This window comes from Photobacterium sp. SKA34 (genome assembly GCF_000153325.1).
Taxonomy (GTDB): Bacteria; Pseudomonadota; Gammaproteobacteria; order Enterobacterales; family Vibrionaceae; genus Photobacterium.
On sequence record NZ_CH724144.1, the window covers coordinates 340,095 to 364,987 of the forward strand.

Here is a 24,893-nt window from a genome sequence, read left to right on the forward strand (position 1 = left end):
AGCAAGGTTTGATACTCAATACATACAATGGATCCCTGTTCTTTATATATTATGAGGTTCGTGAGAAATGGCAGGCCACGACAATATTTTTGCTGCGCCAATTGAAAAACTCGGTGATTTTACGTTCGATGAACGTGTTGCTGAAGTCTTCCCTGATATGATCCAACGCTCTGTGCCGGGTTACAGTAATATCATCTCAGCAATTGGCATGTTAGCTGAGCGCTTTGCCAAGCCTCATTCTAAAGTTTTTGATCTTGGTTGCTCTTTAGGAGCAGCTACTCTTTCTATGCGTCGCCATATTCAGCAAGAAGGTTGCGAAATATTAGCAATTGATAATTCTGCTGCTATGGTTGAACGATGCCGATTATTAGTGGACGCATATCGCTCTGACACACCAGTGCAAGTACTTGAAGCTGATATCCGTGATGTTGATATTCATGACGCCTCAGTCGTGGTTTTAAACTTCACCCTGCAATTTTTAGTGCCGGAAGATCGCCAAGCACTATTAGAAAAAATCTATGCCGGTTTACGCCCTGGCGGCATTTTAATTTTGTCTGAGAAATATATTTTCGATGATGAACGTGCTAATGAATTATTGATTGATTTACACCACGATTTTAAACGAGCGAATGGCTATAGCGAACTAGAAATCAGCCAAAAGCGGAGCGCAATAGAAAATGTGATGCGCCCTGACAGTATTGAAACCCACAAAACACGTTTCAAGAAAATAGGCTTTTCTAGTTCTGAAGTATGGTTCCAGTGCTTCAATTTCGGCTCAATGTTTGCGATTAAATAAGGTTTTTTGTTCCATATGTTTAGTTTTTCTGATTTTTATCAGCTTCTTGCCCAGCATGAAACATTACGTCCATGGCTAAATACTCTACCTAAACAATTAAGTGATTGGGAAAATAGAGAGCACGGTGATATGGCTCGTTGGGTTCGCGCATTACAAAAGTTCCCAACCGATAAACCCGATATTATTGATTTAAAAAATGAAGTCAGTGTTCGTAATGAAGTCCCGATTGCCGATGGTGAAAAGAAGCGTTTAGAAAGTCTATTACGTTTACTTCACCCTTGGCGTAAAGGCCCATTCACCATGCACGATATTCATATCGATACTGAATGGCGCTCAGATTGGAAGTGGGATCGTGTACTACCTCACATTACACCACTAAAAGGCCGTAGCGTATTAGATGTAGGCTGTGGCAATGGCTACCATATGTGGCGTATGTTGGGAGAAGGTGCAAAACTCACCGTCGGTATCGACCCATCAAGCTTATTTTTAATTCAATTTGAAGCCATTAAACGATTAATGGGCAACGATGATCGCGCATTCTTGCTACCATTAGGTATTGAAGATCTGCCAGAATTGAAAGCATTTGATACGGTATTTAGTATGGGAGTCCTATACCACCGCCGTTCGCCGCTCGATCACATTATTCAGTTAAAGAACCAGTTGCGTAAAGGTGGTGAAGTCATTCTAGAAACATTGGTGATTGATGGTGATGAAAATGCGGTATTGGTTCCAACTCACCGCTATGCCCAAATGCATAATGTTTATTTTTTCCCATCAGCAAAAGCATTAAAAGTGTGGATGGAAAAATGTGGCTTTGTGGACGTGCGTATTGTTGATGAGAATACAACGACAACAGATGAGCAAAGAACGACAGATTGGATGACAAATAATTCCCTCCCAGAATATTTAGACCCAGAAAATCCGTCAAAAACTATCGAAGGATATCCAGCGCCCAAACGTGCAGTTTTAGTAGCTCGAAATCCTGACTAGTAACTAACACTGGGATGCTGTTCGCATCCCTTTTTGTAAGGTAAACTACGGTCGACATTGGAAAATAGACGCACATAGGAGATATGATGCTTCGCTTCAGCGTACCATTAATCACAATTGCAATACTGGCTGGGTGTTCAACAACGCAGCCTCAAGATCATCAAGAAACCTTAGCTGCGATCAGCAACGTAGAACAGAATATTACTTCTCGATTCGATACTGTTTCTACCCGAATGGATTCACAACAACAATATATTACCGAGCTAGAAAGTAAATTAGCGTCTATATCTAAAGATCTAAAGTTTATTAAGCAAAAAAGCTTAGAAAAGCCTAAAGTTATTGTTGAAAAACAAATTGTTCGAGTGCCTATTGAGCCTAAAATTGAAGCTAATCCAACCCAAGCCAATGGTAAAGCTATCCTTGGTCAAGAAGAGTGGGTTTGGCTTGATTCGGTTAAATCATTCTTTAAAGCACGTGTCGATACAGGTGCAACCACCTCTTCTTTAAATGCTATTGATGTACAAACTTTTGAACGAGATGGTAAAGAATGGGTACGTTTTAATCTGAGTCATGATTCAGCAGAAGATACACCAGAAGAAAAAGCACAAAACGATAAAGCAACACCGGAAACTATCGAAGCACCTATTCTGCGCTGGGTTCGTATACGCCAATCAACGTCAGAAGATGCGGTACGTCGCCCTGTAATTGAAGCCTGGATCACGCTTGGCAATTTGCATGAAAAAGCGCAATTCACGCTTGCAGATCGAACTAAGATGGATTTCCCTATTTTATTAGGTCGTGAGTTCTTTAAAGACATTGCACTTGTTGATGTTGGTAGAGAATTTGTTCAAGGAAAAACTGAGCCAAAACCTAAGCCAGTTAGTGCTAATAAATAAATGATGAGGATGTCATGACATCTAGAGTACCTTTTTATATCCTTATTTCACTGCTTATTATTGCAGGTTTAGGGCTGAGTATGTATCGCCACGATGTCTACGGTGTGCCGTGGACACAAGGCGATGAGCGTGCAGTATGGGAAGTTGAAGCACGTGTTCAATTCGATGCTGTTGGTGATCCTGTACAAGTTAAAATGGCTACGCCTGAAACACAGGAAGGCTTTACCTTAATTGATGAAAGTACTTCGTCTCCTCCGGGCTACTCAGTACTTATTCATGATACGAAAGAAGGCCACCAAGCTGACTGGGCTACACGCACCGCAATGGGTAAGCAAGTGCTTTACTACAAAACCCAGCTACTTGTTGATGATCAAGCGCAGTACAAAGAGACTCCACCTAAAGGTGAACCTGCAGCGGTCAGTTTAAGCAACCCACAACAAACAGCAGCAACAGCACTGTTAACACAGGCACGTAATTTATCTGCGAATAACACCACTTTTACCCGTGAACTTATTCGCCAATTACAAGATAAACAAAACCAAAACGCATCCGTGTTACTTGATTCTATGAGTCTGCAAGAAGCCATTACGAGTTTACTTTCACTTGAAGGTATTCATTCACGTATTGTTAGCGGCTTAAAACTTGAAGATGGTCGTCGTCGCCAAACCGTGATGCCGATGGTAGAAGTGTGGGATAACAATAATTGGAAACTCTTTAATCTTACCACTGGTGAAGAAGGCAAACCATCGGATGTAATGATTTGGAACCAACAAGGCAGTGCAATGCTAGATGTTGTTGGTGGTCGAAATTCTAACATTAGTTTCTCTATTATTGCTCAAGACATCACACCACAACGTGCCACGCAAGAGAAAATTAAAGCCGAAGATTTATTAAACTTCTCGATCCACTCATTACCGCTAGAAGAACAAGCAATGTTTAAAACCATTATGCTTGTTCCTATTGGTGCACTGATTGTGGTATTCCTTCGCGTCATTATAGGTTTGAAAACCTCTGGTACTTTCATGCCAGTGTTAATCGCGGTTGCGTTTGTTCAAACACAATTATTAACGGGTATTGTCGGTTTCTTATTGATTGTTGGTACAGGTTTAATTATTCGAAGTTATTTATCGAAGTTGAACTTACTCTTAGTCTCGCGAATATCCGCGGTGATTATTACCGTCATATTGATTATTTCAATATTCACGGTTGTTGCCTTTAAGATTGGTCTGATTGAAGGTCTAACCATTACCTTCTTCCCAATGATCATCTTGTCATGGACTATCGAACGTATGTCGATACTATGGGAAGAAGAAGGGGCAAAAGAAGTATTCGTTCAGGGTGGTGGTTCACTACTAACCGCAATTTTGGTTTACCTTGCAATGACTAATCCGATGATTCGTCACCTCACATTTAACTTTATTGGTGTTCAGTTCATTATCCTAGCTGTGATCCTAATGCTGGGTAACTATACTGGTTATCGTTTAAGTGAACTTCGTCGTTTTAAGCCGTTAACTGAGGATTAATCGATGAATCTCTTTTCACGTTTAACTTCCCCCCAGAAGCTAAAAGAACGTGGCATCATGGGGATGAACAAGCGTAATCATAGCTACATTGGTCGCTATAATGATCGCAGCCTTTATCCTCTTGTTGATGATAAATTAAAAACAAAATTTATCGCCCAACAAGCTGGTGCAACCGTTCCTGATTTGATCGGTGTTATCGATAGCCAAGGCTCAGTAAAAAAAATCCACGATATGGTAAAAGATTGGCCTGGATTTGTGATTAAGCCCGCACAAGGCTCGGGCGGTAAAGGCATTTTAGTTATTGTTAAGCACAAAGACGGTATTTATGTAAAACCGTCTGGTGCTGAAATCAATAAACAAGATGTTGAACGTCATATTACCAATACGCTCGCGGGACTGTTCTCGTTGGGTGGTAAAAATGATGTCGCTATGGTCGAAAACTTGATCCAATTTGATAATGTTTTTGATGGCTTTAGTTTTGAAGGTGTACCTGATGTTCGTGTCATCGTATTTAAAGGCTATCCTGTGATGGCGATGATGCGTTGTTCAACATCAGCCTCCGACGGTAAAGCAAATTTGCACCAAGGTGCTGTCGGTGTAGGGATTGATATTGCGTCAGGTAAAGCGGTACGAGCAGTTCAATTTAATCAGCCAATTGAACACCATCCTGATACTGATCGTTTACTCAGCGAGCTTCAAGTACCTAATTGGAACAAGCTGCTGACGCTTGCTGCAAGTGCTTGGGAAATGACAGGCTTAGGCTACATGGGTACAGATATGGTGTTAGACAAAGTGAAAGGCCCTATGGTTTTAGAGCTCAATGCTCGACCAGGGTTAGCCATTCAAATTGCGAATGGTTGTGGTTTGCTCCCTCGCCTTCGCCATATTGAAAATATCGGTACCTCTGCACATACACCAACACCTGAAGAGCGTGTCGCTTATTCTGCTCACCAGTTTGGTGTCAAACCTAAGTTTTAATCCTAACAGTTAATACCTTTTGAAAGCCCTATCGTGTTATTACGACAGGGCTTTTTTATTTTATCGATAGCATAAAAAAATTAAAGCTCTTGGTTTTAATGTCGATATAAAGACTATCACTATGATTAAGGCTTATTTTTCCATGCAACACATTTCTTTAGATAATATGCTGATCAATGAGATCCAGCTAGGCACAGGACTCAACCAAGCGGTTGAATCTGGTCGCCGTGCTGATTTCTCATTAATGCTTGCATTACTATCTTCAGAATTAATGGAAAATACACCGCAGGATAACGAACCTGAGCAGGTTAAAACTGAGCAACAACTGCGTGCTTATTTTGAGCTATCCTCTCCTCAGCCACTAACCACATCAGAGTCTTGTTATCAACGCTCTGCGGATCAGGCAAAAGCTTTTCATGAATCAGGCATTGCAAGTACCCGTTTACTACAGGGTCTGCAACCCACAGCTTTAACATTCCCAGCAGTGAACACCAAAGGATTACCTGAAAATCTCTTTCATAACCTTTCTGTACACGAACGTCGCAAGCTTCCACCAGAAGAGCCTCGCCCTATCTCTGCATCACCAAAAAACTTATATGCTTCGCTTATTCATGCCAAGCGAACTTCTGAGCTTTATCACGCTGCTTAATGTTCGTTTAACTATCTGACAAGCCAGCAATAATACTCAATAGATATCTTTGTGAGCGCAATCAAACATTGCCACATCTAATTATTCTATTGTGAATTGCGCTAACTAATATGATATTTAACGACTGTTAGATGTGATCAGTTAATGCCATATTAATATGATAATTTTTGGATGATACTACTATGCTTATTGATCAATCTGTAATAGTCATCACTGCGGCAGGTACTCTCATCGGTAAAGCCATGGCTCTTCATTTCGCATCATTAGGAGCGAAACTTGCTCTCGTTGATAATGACATCAAAAATTTAGGGGCAACACAAGATGCATGTTCTCAATTTTCTCATCATATCAACACCTTTCATTTAGAAAACACCCAACCACATTCTATTAAACAAGTATTTACCAATATTCAGCGCCAACTAGGTACATTTAATGTCCTACTCAATACATGGCCTAAATGTACGAATACACATAGTCTTCTTGAACCCAATGCGATTAATGATTTCAATGATGTAATGTGTAACAGCGCAACAACTTTTTTTAGCGTTGGGCAAATAGCAGCAACCATGATGCAAGATAACAAACAACCTGCCGTCATTATTAATTTAGCGCTACAACCATCTAGCCATCAGTCTCATCTTTCCGATACCAGTAAATCAGTGATACAAGGCTTAACCTTTGGCTGGTCTAAAGAATTATCTTCTTTCAATATCCGAGTGGGTGCCATTATTCCAATTACTTCAGATAAACAGACAATGATCCATACACGATTACAAGAAGAAATAGTCAGTTGCACGGAATACATTATCACTAATGATTCCTTCAATGGCCGGATACTTGAAGCAGAGTGTTTGATATAAACATCTAAAAGATATAAAAAAGCCCGCTAAGTTAGCGGGCTTTTTTCAATCAATGCTAGGTATTAAGCTTTTGCTTTTTTACCTTTAGTGATTTTCACTGGCTCTGATTTTTTAATCACTGTTGTGCCTTCAAACGCTTCGCCTTCAATGAAAGGCTTACCGTAGTAAGATGCCATTAGTACATCTTTAAGCTCAGAGATTAGAGGGTAACGTGGGTTTGCACCAGTACACTGGTCATCAAACGCTTCTACCGCTAGCTCATCAACTTTCGCAAGGAAGTCAGCTTCTGAAACACCGGCTTCTTGGATTGACATAGGGATCTGAAGATTTACTTTCAGTTCGTCTAACCAAGTTAATAAACGCTCAATTTTCTGTGCTGTACGGTCGCCCTCGCGTGATAGACCTAAGTGATCAGCAACTTCTGCATAACGACGACGCGCTTGTGGGCTTGCGTACTGTGAAAATGCTGTTTGCTTGGTTGGGTTATCATTCGCGTTGTAACGCACAACGTTAGAAATCAACAATGCGTTAGCAAGACCATGTGGTACGTGGAACTCAGCACCTAGCTTGTGTGCCATTGAGTGACAAACACCTAGGAATGCGTTAGCAAACGCGATACCAGCGATAGTTGCCGCATTGTGTACTTTCTCACGTGCGATTGGGTCATTAGCACCATTTGCATAGCTTGATGGTAGGTACTCTTTAAGCATCTTAAGCGCTTGAAGAGCTTGACCATCAGAGTATTCGTTAGCAAGAACTGATACATAAGCTTCTAATGCGTGAGTTACTGCATCGTAACCACCAAATGCTGTTAGCGACTTAGGCATGTTCATCACAAGGTTCGCATCAACGATAGCCATGTGAGGTGTTAATTCATAATCTGCTAGTGGGTATTTCGCACCTGTTTTATCGTCCGTTACAACCGCAAATGGTGTTACTTCAGAACCTGTACCAGATGTTGTTGTGATACATACTAGCTCAGCTTTCTTACCCATTTTAGGGAACTTGTAAATACGCTTACGAATATCCATAAAGCGCATTGCTAGTTCTTCGAAGTGCGTTTCTGGGTGCTCGTACATTACCCACATGATCTTCGCAGCATCCATTGGTGAACCACCACCGAGTGCAATAATCACATCAGGTTGGAAGCTCTTCATTGCTTCAGCGCCTTTCTCAACAACAGACAGTGTTGGATCCGCTTCTACATCAAAGAATGTTTGAACTTCGATACCTTGTGCTTTAAGCAAAGATACGATTTCATCTGCGTAACCATTATTAAATAGGAAACGGTCTGTTACTAAGAACGCACGCTTTTTACCTTCTAGATCACTCAGCGCAATTGGAAGGCTACCACGACGGAAGTAGATTGATTTAGGTAGTTTATGCCACAACATATTTTCAGCTCGCTTCGCTACTGTCTTCTTGTTGATAAGGTGCTTAGGACCTACGTTCTCAGAGATAGAGTTACCACCCCATGAACCACAACCTAGAGTTAGCGAAGGTGCAACGTTAAAGTTGTAAAGATCACCGATACCACCATGAGTCGTTGGGATATTTACAAGAATACGAGCAGTTTTCAATTTGTCGCCGAAGTACTTAATACGGTCAGCGTTAGTGTCTTGGTTAGTGTACAAGCCAGATGTATGACCAATACCACCAATCTCAACCATTGTTACTGCTTGATCAACTGCATTTTCAAATGAAGACGCGCGGAACATACCTAATGTAGGAGATAGTTTCTCATGTGCGAACTCGTCATCGAAAGAAACTTGCTCACCTTCACCGATAAGGATCTTAGTATCAGCTGGTACTTTCACACCTGCCATTTCCGCAATTTTAGTTGCTGGCTGACCTACGATATCTGCATTAAGATTACCGTTGATAAGAAGAACTTTACGAACTTTATTCGCTTCATCTTTTGATAAAACGTAGCCGTTGTGAGACGCAAAACGCTCTTTCACTTCGTCATATACTTCGTCCATAACGATTACTGCTTGCTCTGAGGCACAAACAACACCGTTATCAAACGTTTTTGACATAAGAACAGATGCAACAGCACGCTTGATATCAGCCGTTTCATCGATAACAACAGGCACGTTACCCGCACCAACACCAATAGCAGGTTTACCTGAAGAGTAAGCCGCTTTAACCATGCCTGGACCACCAGTAGCAAGGATAAGGTTGACATCATCGTGCTTCATAAGTGCGTTAGATAGCTCAACAGATGGTTGATCAATCCAGCCAATAATATCTTTTGGTGCACCTGCAGCAACAGCGGCATCTAATACTAATTTAGCAGCAGCGTTAGTTGAATCTTTAGCACGTGGGTGTGGCGAGAAGATAATCGCGTTACGTGTTTTAAGAGAGATTAAAGATTTGAAAATAGCTGTAGATGTTGGGTTCGTTGTTGGAACGATACCACAAATGATACCTACAGGCTCAGCGATAGTCATGGTGCCGAACTCTTCGTTCTCTTCCAAGATACCGCAAGTCTTTTCATCTTTGTATTTGTTGTAGATAAATTCAGAAGCGAAGTGGTTTTTAATAACCTTGTCTTCGATGATACCCATACCAGATTCAGCAACAGCTTGCTGAGCTAGAGGAATGCGCGCGTTGTTTGCAGCAAGAGAAGCAGCGCGGAAAATTTTATCCACTTGCTCTTGAGAGTAAGTGGCAAATTCTTTTTGTGCCGCTTTTACACGAGCAACCATTGCATCTAATTCAGTGATATTTGTAACAGGCATAGTAAACTCCTACCTTAAGATTGAAAACTTTTTAGTAAGGATACGGCTTCATTTCTTTCATTCTTAACTTTTTCGAATTAAGAAATTCACACACTTAGTAAATAACTTTCAAAATTGATTATATTTATTCACATTCTAAAAAGATTTGATTTAGATCACTATTATGTATGATGTTTAACTTATATATAAAATCCATCAAATTGGATAAAAAACAAACACTTAAACTTTAGTATCAATGTTTTAACTAATGTTTCACATATTAGCGACAATAACCATTCAATTAACAAGGAGAAATATTACGTAATAAACATACATTTGCTAGCCCTATATTTATCCACTTGTGATAATTATCACCTTTTTATATGCCAATTGGTCAATATTGAGCCGTTACTCTTGATAAGCATTTCGTTTCAACATAGTAGTTCATGTTTTCAATAATGAAAGTTAATTAATATCAATGGAGAAATATTTTCCTAAAATTTTAAAAGCAGGCTTTTTTTTGTGGTTAGGCTAATAATTTAAGATTAAAATATTACTGGGTGATTAATTAACACTTGTTTTAATTATCAAAAAATTAGCGTGCACAGCCTGATTGTTAAGTTATTAACTACGCCTTATATACGAGGCTTTTTTACTCTGAGATCAACTGTATTGATTAATACTATTCTCATGACTTACACATAGCAAACCTAACCGAGAAAACCATGCAAGCCATTGAATTTGGAATATTTTTACACTTTTTTGTCGGGCTTTTTGCTACGGTAAACCCTGTTGGCATTATGCCTGTCTTCGTGTCATTAACAGGTTCAATGACCCCTGAAGAGCGAAATAAAACTGCGTTAACAACCAATACCGCTGTTGTTATTATATTGGTAGTGGCTCTCGTTGCAGGCCAACACTTATTGGATCTCTTTAGTATCTCTATTAATTCGTTCCGAGTCGCTGGCGGCTTGCTATTACTGAGTATCGCTTTTTCAATGATGAGCGGTAAGATTGGTGAGGTGAAACAGAATAAGGAAGAGAAATCAGAGTCAGCCATTCGTGAACAAGTAGGTGTGGTTCCACTTGCAATGCCTTTAATGGCAGGGCCAGGTGCTATCAGTTCAACCATTGTTTATGGTTCTAAGTATCCAACAATGACATCAACGATTGGCATTGCCATTACCATCGTTGTTTTTGCTTTTGGCTGTTGGTTACTGTTTCGCTCTGCACCATTAATTGTACGCTTCCTAGGTCAAACAGGTATTAACGTCATTACTCGTATCATGGGTTTGATTCTGGCCGCACTTGGTATTGAATTTATTATTAATGGGTTAAAAGTGATGCTACCAGGCCTAGTTTAAGCGTCACAAAATAAACACCTCGCTAATAAAAGATAATAATTAAATATAAAGTCTCGATTTTTTCGGGACTTTTTATTATCAAGAACCTACGTCCATTATTAACGCACTTACCTAGTACTATTTTTGCTATACTGGATTGCTGATTGATATGCCATACAAAATAATAACCTACTTCTGCGTAAGCTTACGGCTAACTAACACTTAATTATGATTAAACTGACCCAAAGACAACGTCTTTACCAAATTATTTTTGGTACCTCTACACGCGCTGGACAGCTATTCGATATTGGTTTAATAATCGCTATTGTTAGCTCTGAACTGATCCTAATCATTTCATCTGTTGCCAGTATTGAATCAAAATTCTCCACAGTGTTGTTAGGTGCTGAATGGCTGTTCACGATCTTATTTACAATAGAATATATTCTGCGCTTGTATTGTTCACCGCGCCCTCTCGCTTACGCGCGCAGTTTTTATGGCATCATTGATTTAATTGCCATTGTACCCGCTTACATTTCTTTCTTTGTCCCAGGTTCAAACTACTTACTGATCGTACGTTTAATCCGTGTTTTACGTATTTTCCGCGTGCTAAAACTGGCTAGATTCTTACAAGACTCCAATATCCTTTTACGTTCACTACGCCATGCCCAGCGTAAAATCTTTGTTTTCTTTAGTTCTGTGTTAATTCTAGTTACCGTATTTGGCTCGTTAATGTTCTTAATTGAAGGCCCTGAGAAATGGCTTTACCAGTATCCCTAAAAGTATTTACTGGGCAGTCGTGACTATTACAACCGTTGGTTATGGCGATATTGTGCCGCAGACCGTGATGGGTAAGGCGTTAGCTTCATTAACTATGTTACTCGGTTATTCCATTCTTGCCGTTCCTACCGGTATTTTGACCGCAGAACTCAATCAAGAAATGAAAACACACCGAAACCTGAGACGGTGTCCTAATTGTGCGACCAGCGGTCATGAAGTGGATGCTGATTTCTGCAAAAAGTGTGGAACACAACTCCCTGAAAATATCTAATTATTATTAAAGCCGACTATTAACTATATGATCTTTATGACGTGATCTAATTCTTACTTTTACAAGACAACAATTATTCGCGTCTTATTTGGTCTACCATTATCTTCATTATTTAGGAAATATGAAAAATTAATGCGATTAACGATATACTCATTACTCTGTAGTTTCATTCTGATATTTAGTGCTTCAGCATCTGCTACGCTAACGCTTTTTGAAACAGACCAGCCTGAATTAACCCAAGCAGCAATGAGCATAAATACTGCAATTAATCAGCTACCTGATCAGCACTTACTCACTCATAATGATGTTAAAAAAGTTAATTCATTACTGTCTAAGACACTCTCACAACAAAAGAAACACCAAAATTTACTAGCAACAGTACTAAATGAATACCATAAAAGTGGTAATAAAGAACAAGCGTGGGAAGAACTGTCATCGGTTTACAGTTCACTTCTAAGCATTAGCCAAGATAAAGAGCGCCTTCTCAATTTAAGTTCATCTGCTATCCAAGATAAGGTGACAGGGTTTGGCCCTTTTGGCGTTCAACAATTTAAGTTAGAGCTATCAATCACAGCACTTAACTTACAATACATAGTCTTATATCAATTACGCAGTTTCCATGATTTGCTAAAAGATATGCTGATCTCACCAGTACCCATTCTTGTGGTAGCCTTAAAAGTTTTCGCTATTTTATTTTTACTTTTTTGGTGGCAGCGTAATAGCGCACGTTTAATCGAACATTTTAGATAAACACAGCTCGAACATAACCCACACCCCAGCCTTTTATTTCGTGCAATTTGGTATATTAGTCGAGCGCACCGACCAATCGGTTGGTTAATTGCAATCACGCTTTCACTTCGTGTTGTTTCTCAATTACCAAGCTTGCATCACTTGATCTACTTGGAAATATTCACCTGGTGGATTCTTGGTGGCTCAATTGCAGTGCGCTTTATTCTCGAGTTTACGCGTCGTAATAGTATCAATAATAGTGATGCTGAAGTTGTCGCATTGCGTCTTTCAACTATTCGCCAATACGTATGGGGATTTATTACCGCAGGCGTTATTCTGCAAATTTCAGCGCGTACACTGGGGCAAGGCACCATCTATGCGTGGATTTGGTCAATTATCTTTTTTGGTTTCATATTATTAACCTTAATTACGCTTCGCCGTTGGCGACATATCGTCTTTAAGCGTTTAGAAGGCGCGACACATCTGCCCCTTTCTATTAAATGGGCACTCAAACATAAAGATAAATTATTACTGTCGATTCCGGCAACAGCACTAGGCGCTGCATGGCTTACCTTACGCCGCTTTCAACATACACTGGTTGCTAACTTATCAAAGTACATTTTCTTTCGTCATGCACTCGCCTATCTATTCCGTATTGAAGTTGCTAAACAAACAGAAACCTCACGCGAACAACTCAATATGGTTCGTATCAAAGGTGCCGCTACTTATGAATATGTAAAACCAGGCAGTGACGATAGCTCAATCATTGAAGACTATGCGTTAGAAGAAATTAAACAGCTTTCAGGGTACTTATTAACAGATAAACCCGCTGTTTGTGTTGTTTCTGGTGAGCGTGGCATTGGCACAACGACACTTCTTCGTCGCTTATTACACAAAGTTAAAAACGCAACACCGATATACATTAACTGTCCTTATGATGGCTACGCAGAATTACTACAACAGTTTTCTACTGCACTTGGGCTTGCAAGTGACAGTTGTGAAGATGATATTCTTGAATACTTACGTAATAGTGAAACAACCTATTTAATTGCCATCGATAACGCCCAACGATTGGTGACGCCTAAAGTCGGTGGATTAAAAGATCTAATGAGTATCACAAATTTATTGCGTAAAACACGAAAAAGTCATCGTGCGATTATTGCGGTTGAAAAATCATGTTGGCGTTTTGTTGATCGTGCTCGTGGTGAGCGTTTACTGTTTGATTTAGTCACCTTTATGCCACGCTGGAGTGAACAGCAAATTGGCGACTTATTAAAAACCCGTACCTCTTCCGAAGGGGAGTTTGCAATCAGCTTTGAAGGCCTAGTTCTGCCTCGTCAGTGGGATGAGGATGACATCACAGAAGAAGAACGTGCTCAAAGAGGCTTCTATCGTATTCTGTGGGATTACTCTGATGGTAACCCTACGGTTGCTGTACGTTTCTTCCGCTTCTCTCTGCAACGAGATAAAGACACAGATAAAGTACTGGTACGTTTATTTAAAGCACCACAATCTGAAGATTTAGAACAAATGCCAAAGCCGATGTTAGCAGTGTTACGTTCTATTGTTCAGTTAGAAGTCGCATCCCCAAAAGAGCTCTCTGAGTGTACCCAGCTCAGCCTTGATGAAGTTATTGGTACGTTACGTTACTTCCAAAGTCGTGGTTTTATTGAATGGTCAGATGATAAAGCTAAAATCTCCGATCACTGGTTCCGTCATATAACTAATGTTCTCCACCGTCAGCACTTATTGGTGAAATAAATGAAGCGTTTATTCTGTCTATTTAGCCTAATACTTCTAAGTTTTTCACCGGCAGTTTTTGCTGATGACATGCCAAATATTGAAAGTTTGCAACAATTTGCTAGCCTGATTCGTTGGAGTGGCGTGCTCTTTTCAGCATTAACGGTTTGTGCCGCTTGGATACTACTGAGATTCATTCAATCGATTGTTGATGGTATCAGTAGCCAATTTGCTCAACGTAGAATGTTGCTACAAAAGTTGCAATCTTTCTTCCAATTCTTCATTTATATGTCGACGGGTATTGCCGTCTTTATGATGAGCTTCCGTGTTGATGATCGTATCTTAGCTTTGATTGGCGGTACTATTGCGGTATCTGTCGGTTTTGCCCTTAAAGACTTGGCTGCCTCGTTCATTGCAGGCTTAACCGTGATGATTGATAGACCTTTCCAAGTTGGCGATCGTGTAACATTTGAAGGCAATTATGGTGACATTATTACTATTGGTTTGCGCTCTGTACGTATGCGCACCTTAAATGACGATATTATCACTATACCAAACAACAAATTCTTAAGTGAAGTCACCGTCAGTGGTAACTATGGCGAGCTAGACATGCAGGTGGTGATCCCCTTCTATATCAGTATGGATCAAGATATCCGGTTAGCCCGTGATTTAATCCAAGAAGCAGCATCATCAAGCCGTTATATTCACCTACCCAAACCTGTGACGGTTTTAGTAAAGCAAACTATTACGGATAACTACCTCGCTATCATGTTGACTTGTAAAGCTTATGTAGTTGATACCAAATATGAAAAGTTATTTGAAACTGATATTACACTGCGTGTAATGGAAGAATTTGCACGTAACGGTATAAGACCACCCGCGATCGCGCTCAAAAGTACCGATGGTTAATTCGTATTTATATCAGTAATATAAAAAAACCGAGCACTAAGCTCGGTTTTTTCTTATGGGGATGTAATTACTTACGACGCCATGTTGTGCCTTGTGCACCATCTTCTAAGATAATGCCCATCGCTAATAACTTATCACGAGCTTCATCTGCTGCAGCCCAATCTTTTGCTGCACGCGCATCTAGACGTTGTTGAATCAATGCTTCAATTTCAGCCACATTATCATCTTCACCAGCACCACCTTGTAGGAAAGCTTCAGGCTCTTGAGATAAAAGACCAAGTACATCAGCAAGCTCACGCATACGTGAACCTAATGCTGAGGCTTTAGTAACATCATCTGTTTTCAAGCGGTTAATTTCACGCGCCATGTCAAACATTACTGAGTACGCTTCAGGTGTATTAAAGTCATCATCCATTGCTTCTTTAAAGCGAGCAACAAACTCTTCACCACCAGCCGCTTCAATAGATGTGTCTAAACCACGAAGTGAGGTGTATAGACGCTCTAGTGCAGAACGTGCTTGTTTCAAGTTCTCTTCGCTATAGTTTAGCTGGCTACGGTAGTGACCAGACATTAGGAAGTAACGTACCGTTTCAGGATCGTAATGATTTAATACATCACGAATAGTGAAGAAGTTACCTAATGACTTAGACATCTTCTCGCGATCAACCATTACCATGCCACTATGCATCCAAGTATTTACATACTGGGTATCGTGTGCACAGCAAGATTGTGCGATTTCGTTTTCATGGTGTGGGAATTGAAGATCTGAACCACCACCGTGAATATCAAAGTGATCGCCTAATATTGCAGAGTTCATTGCTGAACATTCAATGTGCCAACCTGGACGGCCAGGACCCCATGGCGATTCCCATGTAGGTTCACCTGGCTTAGACATTTTCCATAATACGAAGTCGAGTGGGCTACGTTTTGCCATATCAATATCAACACGCGCACCTGCTTGAAGTTGGTCAAGATCTTGCTTAGATAAACGACCGTAATCTTCATACTTGCTCACTTCAAACATGACATCGCCATTAGAAGCAACATACGCAAAACCACGCTCAATTAAGCGCTCACAAAGCGCGATAATTTCTGCGATAAACTGTGTCGCACGTGGTTCAACATCTGGGCGTTTCATACCTAACGCATCGAAATCCGCATGCATTTCACCAATCAAACGCTCAGTTAATGAATCACAACTTTCGCCATTCTCTGCGGCACGCTTAATGATTTTATCGTCGATATCAGTGATATTACGAGCAAATGTTAAATCATAACCAGAATAGCGTAGGTAACGAGAAACCACGTCAAAAGATACAAACGTACGACCGTGTCCGATGTGACACAAATCGTAGATCGTTACTCCACAAACGTACATGCCTATTTTACCAGGCTGGATTGGGGTGAATGCCTCTTTCTGTCGTGTGAGCGAGTTATAGATCTTTAACATGTCTCTTCATTACTCATAGTAGTAGGATTACAAATTTGAAGGGTAATTACACCTTTTATGCCTTTTGTTGGCAAGGAAAATCCTTTAATGAATGCTATTTTAACCATTAGCCTTCGATTAATCGGGTAATGTTTGTCTGAGCAGGCTATGGTAAGTTAATATTCAATACTCAAAGAAAAATACTCCATTAAAGGAAAAGATCATGATTACCCTTCACACAAATTTTGGTGACATCAAAATTAACATATTCGAAGACAAAGCACCTCAAACATGTGCAAACTTCCTTCAATACTGCCGTGATGGTTTCTACAACGGTACTATTTTCCACCGTGTTATTGATGGTTTCATGGTTCAAGGTGGCGGCATGCTTCCAGGTATGGAAGAGAAGGAAACTCGCGCTACAATTCAAAACGAAGCAAATAATGGCCTAAGCAATAAAACAGGCACACTTGCAATGGCGCGTACTAACGCTCCTCACTCTGCAAGCTCTCAGTTTTTCATCAACGTTAAAGACAATAACTTCCTAGATTTCACCGGCGAAAACATGAGCGGCTGGGGCTACTGTGTATTTGCAGCAGTCGTTGAAGGTATGGACGTAGTTAACAAGATTAAGGCTGTGAAAACAGGCCGTAACGGTTACCACTCAGATGTACCTGTTGAAGATGTTATTATTGAAAACGTAACAATCGAAGAATAAGTCTTCATTGATATTAAGGGTAGCGTTTGTTGCCCTTTTCTATTATGACTACACTATTTATTTCAGATCTGCACTTAAGTGCTGAGCGTCCTGATATGACTGCATGTTTTTTGCGATTTATGGCAGAAGACACCAAAAATATTGACGCCTTATACGTGCTCGGGGATTTGTTTGAAATGTGGATTGGTGATGATGAAGACTCACCTTTTTTACAACAAATCAAACAGGCCTTTAAAACCCTCACTGACTCAGGGGTTCCTTGCTATTTTATCCATGGTAACCGCGACTTTTTAATTGGTAAACGTTTTAGCCAACAAACGGGGGTTCAGTTACTTCCTGAACATTGCATTGTTGAACTGTACGGAAAACCAACCTTAATCCTTCATGGTGACACTTTATGTGTAGATGACGAAGCGTACCAACGTTACCGTAAAAAAGTGCATAACAAGTTTATTCAATGGTTATTCTTCCGCATTCCTCTTTCTCGTCGTATTAAAATTGGTGAGAAGTTTAGAAGTAAGAGTAGTAAGAATAACCAGATGAAGAGCCAATCCATCATGGACGTCACACAAAGTGAAGTGATTCGATTGATGCAAGCCTTCCATGTTGATCAAATGATCCATGGTCATACCCATCGACCAGATATTCATTCACTCACCATTGATAATAAGCCAGCCTCACGTATTGTCCTCGGTGATTGGTATGAGCATGGTTCGGTATTAGTCGTTACGCCAGATGGCTATCAGCTAGAAACCCGTAATTTTGATACTAATCAGCAGCAATAAAAAAGGTACGCAATGCGTACCTTTCTTCATTATGCGATCTTTTCTTCAAGATTGACTTGCTTGAGCTCTTTTCGATCAGCCGCCCAAGAACGATACATCGTCAAAGAGGTATATAAGACAACCCCACAAACAAGCCAAGCCAACAACTTCATATCTAGCGATTTCACTAAATAGGCTGCAATCACCACACCAATAGGTCCTGTTATTGCAACCGCCACTGACGCTCGACTATTAATTTTATCTCGACGTAAGAAACCACCAGCAGAAAAGAAACCTAAAAATCCACATGAGCACATCATCACAGGGAATGCGGCAAGCGGATTCATACCTAACATGAAGATCATCGTCATACACGGAGCATACAAACCTATCCCTACAGTCATAAGGGCGCCAAATAAAAAGTTACCGGCAATGCCAATCGCTAATTTCCAGCCACTCAACCCTAAACTCGTACCACCTAGTGGAAATAGCTTTAATTGACCCGCAAGCATCAAGCCTGCCACCACCAACAGCGCACCACTCATCACAAGACGTATATGTTGGCGATCCCAATTAGAGACTAAACGCGCACCAACTGTTGCCCCTAAACACGCTGAAACGACAAGACTTAATAAGGTGATTGAATCTACATTTACTGCAGTCAGAAAAATAAGCGCTTGAACAACGGTAGCTAACACCGCTTGGCAATTCATTGTTCCGGGAAGAACTTGATCATCAATGAGCTTAAACTGTTTATAGCCTGCCGTCATAATGGCAAAGCTCCCTACTCCTAAAGTGTCACAGAAGTTTGCAAAACCACCAATTAAGGCAATGGGAATAACTCGTGTATCTGCTTCCTGCTTTCGGTTTTTCCGCCATGCCATCAAAAGCATAACAATAAAAACACTACCACCAACAAGCAATCCCGCTTGTATCAAGGTAAATATAGACATAAATAGTACAAAAACGAATGATAAAAAATTAAGTAGGTAGCTCAAACAATTCACTCCAAGGGTGAATTGTTGAAACTCTGCTATTATGAACTCAAAATAGATTACACTCCATTTTTATTACACATAACAACCTTATTGACTAATATATTGATAATATGTAATTTTTTAAACTAAATGTAATTACAATGTGTTTATACTTCGATGCTTTATTTAAATAGTGTTAAAAACATCACTTTGTGAATTATATAAATTTGGTATGCTTTAGCTTATAACAACAATACTAAATTGATTTTATTTTTTGGACTCTTCTGTAGATAACAATGTTTTCATATATTGCTCGACAACCTATTTTAAATAGAAATAAGCAAACTGTTGGCTATGAACTTTTATTTAGGGATGGTCCAGATAACTGCTTTCCAAATATTGATGATGAACAAGCCACAAACCGTCTGCTTAACGATAACTTTTTCAGTTCTGCTGGAGAAGCTCAATTAACATCAGGTAAACGTGCATTTGTTAATTTCCCTCATAGCTCAATAGTCTCAGGTACACCTCTTCTTTTTCCAAAACAAAGTTTTATCATCGAAATACTTGAAAGTTGTGAACCAACTGACGAACTTTTTGAAGCAATAAAGAAACTTCATCAAAAAGGCTACACACTCGCACTTGATGATTTTATCCCTAATAAACAATGGACTCGTTTTTTCCCCTATATCCATATTATTAAATTCGATATTCGTATTATCAGTATTGAAAAAGCCGCACGATTTATTCAATTATATAAAGAAAAAACAAAACTACGTTTCTTAGCCGAAAAAGTAGAAACACAAGAAGAATATCAACAAGCTTATGATGTGGGCTTTGATCTTTTTCAAGGCTTCTTTTTCAGTAAGCCAGAAATGATCCAACGAAAATCATTAAAACCCTCATCTTTAACAACATTACGTTTGTTTAAAGAAATTTGTGCCGCAGATGTCGATTTTGACAAAATTGAGCAAATTATTGCGACTGATTTGACCTTATCGTACAAATTACTTCGTCACGTCAATGCACTAACATCAATACGTTCAAAGCCAGTTACCTCTTTTAAGCAAGCGTTAATTTTTCTTGGTGAAGATCAGCTACGACGTTTTGTTACGTTTGTCGCGACATCTCATGCGGTTGAAAATAAACCTCAATCTCTTTATAACTTATCACTCCAACGTGCACATTTTTGTGAGCAGCTATACCGAACACGAGTCCCCAAAGATCATGGCAACCAAGCCTTCCTTACTGGGTTATTTTCCTTATTAGACTCTTTGCTTGATCAACCATTAGAAGAGCTAATAGAGCTCCTTCCTTTAAGTGAACAGGTTAAGTTAGCATTAACTAAACGTGCTGGCCCTTTAGGAGTAATATTAAACTTAACCGATGCTTACGATCAGGCAAATTGGCCATTAGTTAGAAAATACAGTGCTGCATTGAAAATCAATGAATCAAGCATTGCAGACTACTATTTAGAGTCAGTAAAATGGTCTACTGAATATGAGCAAACCTCGGCTAAATAAACATGTCTAAAAACACGACAATGTGTCCTTGTGGAAGCAATAAGCCCCTTATTGAGTGCTGTAAACCTATCCATCTTGATCATTCAAAAGCACAACACCCAGAACAACTGATGCGTGCACGTTACAGTGCCCATGAACTCGGATTAGTTGATTTCGTTATTCAAACTTACCATCCAAGCTGTGAAGCAGAACAACACCGTGATGCAATTGCAGAATCAGTATATTTAACATGGTTAGGGTTAGATATTCTAAACAGCGAAATAGCTGAAAGCGGCGAAGGTTTTGTTGAATTTAAAGCTATGTACAAAGAAGCAGGCAATGAATATATCCTGCAAGAACGTTCACGCTTTTTACAACAAGAAAAAGATAGCAAACTATGTTGGTTTTACATTGATGGTGAATACCCAGAGCCAGCACCTGTAGAGCAATCAGCTTCACCTGTCCCTGTAAAAAGTCCTAAAACCCTTGGTCGTAATGACCCTTGCTTATGTGGTAGCGGCAAGAAGTATAAAAAATGTTGTGGTTAATATATCGTTAACATTCCAATCTCTTAAACCGATCTAAGATCGGTTTTTCTTATTTAAGTATGTTATCTCACATAAAACTATATGTTAATCCAATAATTAACCTCCCCTTATATCTTTCGGCATAATTAATTTAACTATCTAAAACTCAACAAGTTAGGGGATTTATTCTTACAATTTCGACATCGCCGAAACTATTTTCGAAAAGAAAAATAAAACAGTTAAAAGGTTAAAATTAATGTTGCATTATCCAACACTCTTGGTTAGTGTGGATAACAAGAAAATAACACCATTATGTATTAACGAGATTTTATTATGCGTATCCAAATGACTAACAATCATATTCATCACCATCCTGACTAGTCTTTCGGGAGGATACGCCTCACCCTGGAAGACAACATACTCTTCCAGTGGTCACAAGGAATAATCAAATTCAGACCCTCGGAAGATACAAGCTTCCGGGGGTTTTTTAATACCAGATTTTGAATTAAGTGAATTAGGACAGGGAAATGACTATGCAAACACAACGATTACGCATTGCGATTCAGAAAAAAGGCCGTCTAAGTAAAGAGTGTCAAACACTGCTGAAACGCTGTGGTGTGAAATTTAACATGGTAGGCGAACGTCTTGTTGTTCACGCTGAAAACATGCCTATCGACTTGCTACTTGTTCGTGATGATGACATTCCTGGTCTTATCATGGATGGTGTGGTTGATTTAGGTGTGATTGGTGAAAATGAACTTGAAGAAGTCGGCCTTGAACGTGCGGCTCGCGGTGAACCATCAGATTACAAAAAACTGCGTCGTCTAGATTTCGGTGGTTGCCGCCTATCTATCGCGATTGATAAAGATGCTGAGTACAACGGCCCTCAAGATTTAAACGGTAAACGCATTGCGACGACTTATCCGCAATTAGTAAAACGTTATATGGATGAGCTAGGCGTTAAATTTAGCACTTGTATGCTAAACGGCTCGGTTGAAGTTGCTCCACGAGCAGGGCTTGCTGATGCTATCTGTGATTTGGTTTCAACCGGTGCCACACTTGAAGCGAATGGTCTTAAAGAAACAGAAGTGATCCTGCGTTCAAAAGCGGTACTGATCCAGTCAACACAGACACTTGATGCTGAAAAACAAGCATTAATTGAACGTTTACTGACCCGTATGCAAGGTGTGATCCAAGCAAAAGAATCAAAATACATTATGCTGCATGCACCCACTGATCGCCTAGAGCAAATTAAACACCTACTACCTGGTGCTGAAGATCCAACAGTACTTCCTCTTGCTGAAGACAAATCTCGTGTTGCTATCCATTTAGTGAGTTCTGAAAACCTATTCTGGGAAACAATGGAACAGCTAAAAGAATTAGGCGCAAGCTCTATTCTAGTATTGCCAATCGAGAAAATGATGGAGTAATCGATGAAGACAGTTGTATGGCAATCCTTAAGTGAAAGTCAGCGAGAAAATCTTCTTGCTCGACCAGCCGTCAATAATGGCGCTAATATTAGCGCTATTGTTTCTGGCATTATTAGCGATGTTCGTGAACGTGGTGATGAAGCTTTACTTGAACTGACAGAAAAATTTGATGGTATTCGTCCAGCATCGATCAAAGTCAGTAATGCAGAAATCGATGATGCATGTGCTCGACTAAGTACAGAGATGAAAGAAGCGCTACAACAAGCTTTTGACAATATCAGTACCTTCCACAAGGCACAGAAGCAACCGACTCTTCGTGTAGAAACACAGCCAGGTATAATCTGTGAGCAAATGACACGCCCCGTTAATTCAGTTGGTTTGTATATTCCAGGTGGCAGTGCACCACTACCATCAACCGTGTTAATGCTAGGTGTTCCCGCTAAAATAGCAGGTTGCCAAAAAGTGGTGCTATGCTCTCCACCACCGATTGCTGATGAAATTTTATACGTTGCTAAATTATGCAGCATCGATGAAGTTTACAATGTAGGCGGATCACAAGCGGTAGCTGCTATGGCTTACGGCAGCGAAACCGTTACTAAAGTCGATAAGATATTTGGCCCTGGCAATGCCTTTGTAACGGAAGCTAAACGCCAAGTCAGCAATGATTTTCGCGGTGCTGCCATTGATATGCCAGCAGGCCCTTCTGAAGTATTAGTGATTGCAGATAGCAACGCAGATCCTGACTTTATTGCAGCGGACCTACTTAGCCAAGCTGAACATGGTCCTGATTCTCAAGTCATTTTGGTTACGCCTGATCCTGTAATCGCAGATAAAACAGCAGATGCTATTCAACGTCAATTAGCTAAGCTGTCACGTGCAGATATTGCTAAAGAAGCATTAGGCTCAAGCCTCTTAATTGTGGCAGAAACATTACCGCAGTGTATTGCGATTTCTAACAACTATGGGCCTGAGCACTTAATTGTTCAAACCCATACTCCACGTGATTTAGTACCATTACTTGATAACGCAGGTTCTATTTTCTTAGGTAACTGGTCACCAGAGTCTGTTGGTGATTATGCATCTGGTACTAACCACGTATTACCGACCTATGGCTACACACGTACTTACTCAAGTTTAGGCTTAGCTGACTTTTCTAAGCGCATGACGGTACAAGAACTATCTGAAGATGGTCTGCTAGGTTTAGCTAAAACAGTGACGACGATTGCCGATGCTGAAGGTCTTGATGCCCACAAACGTGCAGTAACAATACGCGTTGAAAAATTAACGGCTAAGCGTGAGGGATAAATCATGACGATGGCAAGACTAGCACGTAAAACAGTACGTGAATTAACCCCTTATCAATCAGCCCGTCGACTTGGTGGCAGTGGGGATATTTGGTTAAACGCTAATGAATCCCCATTTGATAACGAGTACAGTATTAACCTTGCAAGACTAAACCGTTACAGTGAATGTCAGCCACCAGCATTAATCAATGCCTACGCAGACTATGCCAAGGTAAAACCTGAGCAAGTGTTAACCTCACGTGGTGCAGATGAAGGTATTGAGCTTCTGATCCGCGCTTTTTGTGAGCCAAACCAGGACAGTATTTTATATTGTCCGCCAACATACGGTATGTACGCGATCAGTGCTGAAACTTACGATGTCAATGCGAAAGTTGTTCCGCTTACAAACAAGTGGCAATTAGATTTAGAGGCTATTTCACAAAACCTCGATGGTGTAAAAATTGTTTTCGTCTGTAGCCCGAATAACCCAACAGGTAACTTGTTAGCACGTAAAGACATTAAAGCCCTGCTCGATATGACAGTAAACTCATCTCTAGTCGTGGTTGATGAAGCCTATATCGATTTCTGCTTAGAAGAAAGTGCCAGTGATTTACTGTCAAGCTACCCTAATTTGGTCATTTTACGCACCCTCTCAAAAGCGTTTGCACTAGCGGGGTTACGCTGTGGCTTTACCATTGCCAATAGCGACATCATTGATGTTTTGCTTAAAGTGATTGCACCATACCCAGTACCTGTACCTGTCACTGAAATTGCAGTCCAAGCCCTATCAGAAGCAGGTCGTGCACGTACAAAATTTCAAGTGCTTGATATCAGTGCTAACCGCGCTTACTTACAAGCGGGTTTAAGCATGTTAGATGGCGTAACCGTATTTGATGGCTACGGTAATTACCTACTGATTAAATTCCCTAATGCAGATCAACTCTTTAAAGCATTATGGGATAACGGCATTATTTTACGCCGCTCTCCGATTGAAAACTGTATTCGAATCAGTGTAGGTAACCGTGATGAGTGTGAGAAGACTCTCGCCTTTATTCGTAGCCAATTAGAACAACAATAAG

The 24,893-nt window shown here is 40.2% G+C and carries 19 protein-coding genes, 2 pseudogenes and 1 other annotated feature; of the genes and pseudogenes, 18 read left to right on the forward strand and 3 right to left on the reverse strand.

Annotated elements, in window-relative coordinates:
- The first annotated feature begins 67 nt into the window (after positions 1-67).
- From cmoA to SKA34_RS17915, 7 genes are all read left to right on the forward strand, one after another.
- Positions 68-796, forward strand: a complete 729-nt coding sequence (cmoA, locus tag SKA34_RS17885) for a carboxy-S-adenosyl-L-methionine synthase CmoA (protein ID WP_005370656.1) — start codon at positions 68-70, stop codon at positions 794-796.
- A gap of 15 nt (positions 797-811) precedes the next feature.
- Positions 812-1,786 (forward strand): tRNA 5-methoxyuridine(34)/uridine 5-oxyacetic acid(34) synthase CmoB, encoded by a 975-nt coding sequence (gene cmoB / locus SKA34_RS17890; RefSeq protein WP_006646927.1) that lies wholly within the window; start codon positions 812-814, stop codon positions 1,784-1,786.
- A gap of 86 nt (positions 1,787-1,872) precedes the next feature.
- Positions 1,873-2,682 carry an ATP-dependent zinc protease gene (locus SKA34_RS17895; RefSeq protein ID WP_006646928.1) on the forward strand — a complete coding sequence of 270 codons (810 nt, stop codon included), beginning with the start codon at positions 1,873-1,875 and terminating at the stop codon, positions 2,680-2,682.
- Between the two features lie 14 nt (positions 2,683-2,696).
- Positions 2,697-4,205, forward strand: coding sequence for an inactive transglutaminase family protein (locus SKA34_RS17900; RefSeq protein WP_006646929.1), 1,509 nt, complete (start codon positions 2,697-2,699; stop codon positions 4,203-4,205).
- 3 nt (positions 4,206-4,208) lie between these two features.
- Positions 4,209-5,183: an alpha-L-glutamate ligase-like protein gene (locus SKA34_RS17905; RefSeq protein WP_006646930.1), complete on the forward strand. Its 975-nt coding sequence runs from the start codon at positions 4,209-4,211 to the stop codon at positions 5,181-5,183.
- A gap of 142 nt (positions 5,184-5,325) precedes the next feature.
- The gene (locus SKA34_RS17910; RefSeq protein ID WP_006646931.1) at positions 5,326-5,832 is read left to right on the forward strand and encodes a VC2046/SO_2500 family protein; all 507 of its coding nucleotides are present in this window, start codon (positions 5,326-5,328) and stop codon (positions 5,830-5,832) included.
- A 182-nt stretch (positions 5,833-6,014) separates the two neighbouring features.
- Positions 6,015-6,692 carry an SDR family NAD(P)-dependent oxidoreductase gene (locus SKA34_RS17915; RefSeq protein WP_006646932.1) on the forward strand — a complete coding sequence of 226 codons (678 nt, stop codon included), beginning with the start codon at positions 6,015-6,017 and terminating at the stop codon, positions 6,690-6,692.
- A gap of 62 nt (positions 6,693-6,754) precedes the next feature.
- On the opposite strand, the gene adhE is transcribed toward SKA34_RS17915, so the two are convergent.
- Entirely contained in the window at positions 6,755-9,436 is a 2,682-nt protein-coding gene (adhE, locus tag SKA34_RS17920; protein WP_006646933.1) for a bifunctional acetaldehyde-CoA/alcohol dehydrogenase, read from the reverse strand.
- 704 nt (positions 9,437-10,140) lie between these two features.
- Here adhE and SKA34_RS17925 point away from each other — a divergent pair.
- The 4 genes and pseudogenes from SKA34_RS17925 (at position 10,141) to SKA34_RS17940 (ending at position 15,184) form a co-directional block, all read left to right on the forward strand.
- The gene (locus tag SKA34_RS17925; protein ID WP_006646934.1) at positions 10,141-10,779 is read left to right on the forward strand and encodes a YchE family NAAT transporter; all 639 of its coding nucleotides are present in this window, start codon (positions 10,141-10,143) and stop codon (positions 10,777-10,779) included.
- A 207-nt stretch (positions 10,780-10,986) separates the two neighbouring features.
- A pseudogene (locus tag SKA34_RS17930) lies at positions 10,987-11,806 on the forward strand (ion transporter).
- Positions 11,807-11,938: 132 nt separating this feature from the next.
- Positions 11,939-14,296 (forward strand): annotated as a pseudogene (locus tag SKA34_RS17935) (AAA family ATPase).
- Entirely contained in the window at positions 14,297-15,184 is an 888-nt protein-coding gene (locus SKA34_RS17940; RefSeq protein ID WP_006646940.1) for a mechanosensitive ion channel family protein, read from the forward strand.
- Positions 15,185-15,251: 67 nt separating this feature from the next.
- Here the strand turns inward: SKA34_RS17940 and cysS are convergent, their stop codons facing one another.
- Positions 15,252-16,634 carry a cysteine--tRNA ligase gene (gene cysS / locus SKA34_RS17945; protein ID WP_006646941.1) on the reverse strand — a complete coding sequence of 461 codons (1,383 nt, stop codon included), beginning with the start codon at positions 16,632-16,634 and terminating at the stop codon, positions 15,252-15,254.
- 202 nt (positions 16,635-16,836) lie between these two features.
- On the opposite strand from cysS, the gene SKA34_RS17950 reads away from it, so the two are divergent.
- Both SKA34_RS17950 and lpxH read left to right on the forward strand, forming a co-directional pair.
- Positions 16,837-17,331 (forward strand): peptidylprolyl isomerase, encoded by a 495-nt coding sequence (locus SKA34_RS17950; RefSeq protein ID WP_006646942.1) that lies wholly within the window; start codon positions 16,837-16,839, stop codon positions 17,329-17,331.
- Between the two features lie 44 nt (positions 17,332-17,375).
- Positions 17,376-18,116 carry a UDP-2,3-diacylglucosamine diphosphatase gene (gene lpxH / locus SKA34_RS17955; RefSeq protein ID WP_006646943.1) on the forward strand — a complete coding sequence of 247 codons (741 nt, stop codon included), beginning with the start codon at positions 17,376-17,378 and terminating at the stop codon, positions 18,114-18,116.
- Between the two features lie 29 nt (positions 18,117-18,145).
- On the opposite strand, the gene SKA34_RS17960 is transcribed toward lpxH, so the two are convergent.
- Positions 18,146-19,048 (reverse strand): sulfite exporter TauE/SafE family protein, encoded by a 903-nt coding sequence (locus SKA34_RS17960; RefSeq protein WP_039860881.1) that lies wholly within the window; start codon positions 19,046-19,048, stop codon positions 18,146-18,148.
- A gap of 320 nt (positions 19,049-19,368) precedes the next feature.
- Here SKA34_RS17960 and SKA34_RS17965 point away from each other — a divergent pair, with 320 nt between their 5' ends.
- The 5 genes from SKA34_RS17965 to hisC all read left to right on the forward strand — a co-directional run bounded on the left by SKA34_RS17965 (position 19,369) and on the right by hisC (position 24,892).
- The gene (locus tag SKA34_RS17965) at positions 19,369-20,595 is read left to right on the forward strand and encodes an EAL and HDOD domain-containing protein (RefSeq protein WP_006646945.1); all 1,227 of its coding nucleotides are present in this window, start codon (positions 19,369-19,371) and stop codon (positions 20,593-20,595) included.
- Positions 20,596-20,597: 2 nt separating this feature from the next.
- Entirely contained in the window at positions 20,598-21,122 is a 525-nt protein-coding gene (locus tag SKA34_RS17970; RefSeq protein ID WP_006646946.1) for a YchJ family metal-binding protein, read from the forward strand.
- Positions 21,123-21,457: 335 nt separating this feature from the next.
- Positions 21,458-21,593, forward strand: a sequence feature (His leader region).
- 41 nt (positions 21,594-21,634) lie between these two features.
- A complete protein-coding gene (gene hisG, locus SKA34_RS17975) occupies positions 21,635-22,531 on the forward strand; it encodes an ATP phosphoribosyltransferase (RefSeq protein ID WP_006646947.1) in 897 nt (298 codons plus the stop codon).
- A gap of 3 nt (positions 22,532-22,534) precedes the next feature.
- Complete coding sequence (hisD, locus tag SKA34_RS17980; protein ID WP_006646948.1) at positions 22,535-23,836, forward strand: histidinol dehydrogenase; 1,302 nt, start codon at positions 22,535-22,537, stop codon at positions 23,834-23,836.
- Positions 23,837-23,845: 9 nt separating this feature from the next.
- Positions 23,846-24,892 carry a histidinol-phosphate transaminase gene (gene hisC / locus SKA34_RS17985; RefSeq protein ID WP_039860885.1) on the forward strand — a complete coding sequence of 349 codons (1,047 nt, stop codon included), beginning with the start codon at positions 23,846-23,848 and terminating at the stop codon, positions 24,890-24,892.
- Position 24,893: the final 1 nt, after the last annotated feature.